Source organism: Actinoplanes sp. NPDC051633 (assembly GCF_040681735.1).
Classification (GTDB): Bacteria; Actinomycetota; Actinomycetes; order Mycobacteriales; family Micromonosporaceae; genus Actinoplanes.
In genome coordinates, this window is record NZ_JBFAZH010000668.1 from 1 (window position 1) to 4369 (window position 4369).

The window sequence follows — 4369 nt, forward strand, 5'->3', positions numbered from 1 at the left end:
TTCTGATTTTATAGGAAATATGGACGGAAACAATACTCATAATACATCAAATAACATATCAACATATAGTAAACACAAAGGCAAAGTATATAAAGCCGACCGCGATCCTGGCCCTGGACAGCATTCTCTCGCTCGGTGTCCTGCAGGCGTTACGCGATCGAGGGCTGTCCTGCCCGGAGTCCGTCTCGCTGGTCGGCTTCGACGACGCGGAGTGGGCGGTGGTCACCTCTCCGCCCCTCACCGTGGTCGCGCAGCCCGTGTACGAGATCGGCGCCGAGGCCTTCCGCCTGCTGTTGCGGCGCATGCAGGGCGGCAACCACCGGCCGGTCCGCAAGGTCCTGCCCGCGTCGCTGGTGGTGCGGGAGTCCGTCGGCGCACCGCCGGACACCCGCCACTGATCCCGTTCACATCGCACGCACCTCTTGCCGTGGCTCAACTTGTCTGACAAGTTGGATTAGTCATCAGACATCAAGACATGGAGACACCGTGCTCAACTTCGACGAGGACCGCTTCCTCCGCATCCAGTCCGGCGCCGTCGCCCAGGCCTCCGGGCTGCGTCCGGTGGTGGCCAAGGCGCTCCAGGCCGGGGCGACCAACCTGTTCCTCCTCGGCTCGGGCGGCGCCGGCATCCTGATGGAGCCCGCCGCGCGCCTGCTGCGCTCCCGCTCCGCCTTCCCGGTGTTCCACGAGGTGCCGGCGGAGGTGCTCGCGCAGGGCCACGGCCACCTGGGCGCCGGGTCGCTGGTGGTGATCCCCTCGCTCAGCGGCACCACCAAGGAGAGCCTCGAGATCCTCGACCACTGCCGGGCGCTCGGGGCGACCGTCATCGGTCTCACCGCTCACGCGGACAGCCCGCTGGCGCAGCGCGCCGACCACACGTTCGTCAACTTCGCCGAGGACGACACCTCCTGCGAGTCGTTCTACCTGCAGTCCCTCGCGGTCGTTCTGGCGATCATGCAGGAGCGCGGCGAGATCGACTCGTACGACGCCGTGCTCGCCGAACTGGCCCGGCTGCCGCAGGCGCTGCTGGAGGCCAAGCGCGGCTTCGAACCGCGGGCGCAGGCCTGGGCGGAGCAGTTCAAGGACGAGCCGTACCACATCTTCACCGGCGCCGGCTCGACCTGGGCGCAGGCCTGGTACTACGCCATGTGCATCCTCGAGGAGATGCAGTGGATCCGCACCCGGCCGGTGCACGCCAACGACTTCTTCCACGGCACCCTGGAGCTGGTGGAGGAGGGCGTCAGCGTCGTCGTGCTCGCCGGCGAGGACGCATCACGCCCGCTGTCGCAGCGGGTGGCCGCGTTCGCCGCCGAGCGCACGGGCAAGCTCACCGTGTTCGACGCCGCGGAGGTCGAGACGCCCGGCATCTCCCCGGCGGTGCGCGAGCTGATCAGCCCGGTCCTGCTCGCTACGCTGCTCGAGCGGGTCAGCGCTCACCTCGAGGTGCTGCGCGACCACCCGCTCACCACCCGCCGCTACTACCGCCGGGTGCGGTATTAGGTTCTGGACTGATCGCTGAGGAGGAGCCCGTGGGTGATCGCCGGCCGATGTCGGCGCAGCTGCGCGACGACCTCATCCAGGACTTCGCCCGGCGAGGACTCAGCCCCGGCGACCGGCTGCCGACCGAGGCCGAGATCGCCGAGCAGTTCGCGGTCGGGCGCAGCACCGCCCGAGAAGCTCTCAAGCTGCTCGAGCAGGAGGGCCGCGTGATCGCCGAGCAGGGCCGCGGCCGGTTCCTGTCCACCCTCGGCCTGCTCGAGGTGGACCGTCCGATAACTCGATTCGAGTCGGTGACCGAGATGTTGCGGGCGCTCGGCTTCGACGCCCGCACGCTGGTGCTCTCGGTGACCGAGGACATCGCCACGCCCGAGGAACGGCGGGCGTTGGTGCTCGGCCGGCGGGCGCAGGTCATCCGGCTCGAGCGGCTGCGCTCGGCCGGCTCCGATCCGCTGGTCTACACGGTCGAGGCCGTGCCCCGCGACGTCCTGGCCGGCCCCCTGCGGCACGTGGACTGGTCGGGCTCCCTCAACGACCTGCTCGGCGCGCAGGGCCACCTGCCGGTCTCCTCCGCCGCCCGGATCCAGGCGGTCGAGCTGCCCGAGGAGCCGGCCGCCCGGTACTCCCTCGGCGGGTTAGGGCCGTGGCTGCTGGTGACCGAGACCGCGGTCACCGGCAGCGGCCGCCCGGTGCTGTACGCGTCCGATTACCACCGCGGCGAGTCGTTCGCGTTCCACGTCCTACGCCGATAGCGCGCCGTCGCTCCCGGCGAACCGGCCCGGCCGGTACGGGCCCAGATCCTCGGCGCCCTGCCGGATGTCGGCGTCGATGAGCTCGGCCAGCACCGGCGCCAGGGTGATGCCGCTGTGTGTCACCGCCAGATAGGCGTTGCGCAGCTCCGGCAGCCATCCGACGACGGGGTGCCCGTCGACCGGCAGCGGGCGTACGCACACGTCGCGGCGGATCTCCGAAGGGCTGAAGCCGGGCACCAGACGCCGGGCCCGGTCCACCACCTCGCCGCCGAGCCGGTCCAGGTCGGCCTCCGCGGTGCTCAGGTCGACGAGGCTGTTGACCTCCCCCGACTCCAGCACCAGCCCACCGGCCGGGCCGGGCCGCATGTTGACGATCGTCGAGGTGTGCACCACCCGGCTGATCGGTGACGGGCCGTCGGCGCGGACCATCAGGCAGGGCGCCTCGGAGCCGGGCGCACCGGCCGGCACGAGCGGCACCGGCACGCCCAGGGGCGTCAGGAGATCGGGGGTACGCCAACCGGCGCTGCACACGTACACATCGCCCTGCACCCCGCTTCCATCCGGGAGCCGCACCGACCCCACCTCCGCGCCCGACGCCTCCAGCGCGACATCGCCGGCATCGAGGATCAGCCGGGCGCCGCCCGACCGGGCCCGGTCGAGCAGGGCGCCGGCCGCCGCCTCGCCGTGCACGAAGCCCTCGGCCGGGAAGTGGGCCATCTGCGCATCCGCCGGCGGGCGCAGCGCCGGCTCGAGGTCGGCCAGCTGCCGCGCGGTCAGCTCCTCGGCCGGGTAGTCCCAGTCGCGCAGATGGCCGAGCCGCTCGGCGAGCGCGGTGCGCTGCTCATCGGTCACGGCGATCCGGATGTTCCCGCTCGGGCGGTACCAGGACGGCTGCCGGAACTCCGCACCGAGGCGCGCCCACTCGCGCAGGCCGCGCACGGACAGGTCGTGATAGTGCCTCGGCGTCTTCCCGTTCGAGTTCAGCCAGGCGAAGCTGGTCCGGCTGGTCCCACCGCCGGGTCGCCCCGAGTCGATCACCGTGACGGTCGCGCCCGAGCGGACGAGCCGGTCCGCCAGGGCCGCTCCGACGATGCCGGCACCGATCACCACAACATGCGTCATGCCCTCGACACTATGCCGCCGCCGGTCAGGTCACCGTGGCCGACCCCGCCGATCACCTCGGCAAGGATCTCGTCGGACCACTGGCCGAGTGCAATGTGCGGTGCAATGCCATCAACAAGGTCGATCGATCGAACGGCTTGTGCAACAAGGAGCCGTCAGTCGGCAGCTTTTGGCTGCCCGGAGTATGCCCTGCGGTGTATCCCGACATGTAGAGCACCGGCAGTTCGGGGCGCAGTTCACGTACCCGGCCGGCAAGCTGCGTGCCGGACATGCCCGGCATCACGATGTCCGTCAGGAGGAGATCGAAAGACTGCGGATCGGCGGCAAAGACACGTAGCGCCTCAAGAGGGTCGGCGGCCTCTCGAACTCGGTATCCGGAGTTGTCGAGTTGGCGCAGCATCATCTGCCGCACGGCGTCCTCGTCCTCGACCAGCAGGACCGACTCGTTGGCACCGATCGGAGGTTGAGTGCCGGCGGCCCCTTCCGTCTGGTCCTTGGCGTCCGTCGCGGGAAGGCAGATCCGTACCGTGGTGCCGGCACCCGGCAGCGAGTCGATCTCGATGCTTCCACCGGCGTCGGTGACGGCACCGTAGGCGGTGGCCAGGCCGAGGCCGGTGCCCTGGCCCTTGGGCCGTGTCGTGAAGAACGGCTCGAAGGCACGTCGGACAACCTCGGGTTCCATCCCATGTCCCTGGTCGGTGACGCTGAGGACGACGGCGGTGCCGGCGTTCTGCGTCGTGATGCGCAGCACGCCACCGTCCGGCATCGCCGCGCGCGCGTTCATGACCAGGTTGAGCAGGACCTGTTCCATCTTGGTGCGGTCGGCGCGTACGGCGTTCAGGTCATCGGCCAGTTCGGTGTCGACGACGATGTCTTCGCCGAGGGTGCGGCTCAGCAGGTCGCGCGTTTCGCTCACCACGATGTTGAGGTCGACCGTTTCGGGACGGGACGGTTCCAGGCGGCTGAAGATCAGCAGTTGCCGCGTGAGCGAAGCGCCG

General features: G+C 69.9%; 5 protein-coding genes. 3 read left to right on the plus strand and 2 right to left on the minus strand.

Features of this window, described 5'->3' with window-relative positions; genetic code table 11:
• Positions 1-65: 65 nt before the first annotated feature.
• From AB0M20_RS29305 to AB0M20_RS29315, 3 genes are all read left to right on the plus strand, one after another.
• Positions 66-398: a substrate-binding domain-containing protein gene (locus AB0M20_RS29305; RefSeq protein WP_364303550.1), complete on the plus strand. Its 333-nt coding sequence runs from the start codon at positions 66-68 to the stop codon at positions 396-398.
• Positions 399-486: 88 nt separating this feature from the next.
• Positions 487-1500 (plus strand): SIS domain-containing protein, encoded by a 1014-nt coding sequence (locus AB0M20_RS29310; RefSeq protein WP_364303546.1) that lies wholly within the window; start codon positions 487-489, stop codon positions 1498-1500.
• A gap of 29 nt (positions 1501-1529) precedes the next feature.
• A complete protein-coding gene (locus AB0M20_RS29315) occupies positions 1530-2249 on the plus strand; it encodes a GntR family transcriptional regulator (RefSeq protein WP_364303547.1) in 720 nt (239 codons plus the stop codon).
• On the opposite strand, the gene AB0M20_RS29320 is transcribed toward AB0M20_RS29315, so the two are convergent.
• Both AB0M20_RS29320 and AB0M20_RS29325 read right to left on the minus strand, forming a co-directional pair.
• Positions 2238-3371 (minus strand): FAD-binding oxidoreductase, encoded by a 1134-nt coding sequence (locus tag AB0M20_RS29320; protein WP_364303548.1) that lies wholly within the window; start codon positions 3369-3371, stop codon positions 2238-2240. The genes AB0M20_RS29315 and AB0M20_RS29320 overlap by 12 nt on opposite strands.
• A 52-nt stretch (positions 3372-3423) precedes the next feature.
• A partial coding sequence (locus tag AB0M20_RS29325; RefSeq protein ID WP_364303549.1) for an ATP-binding protein occupies positions 3424-4369 on the minus strand: 946 nt, incomplete at its 5' end.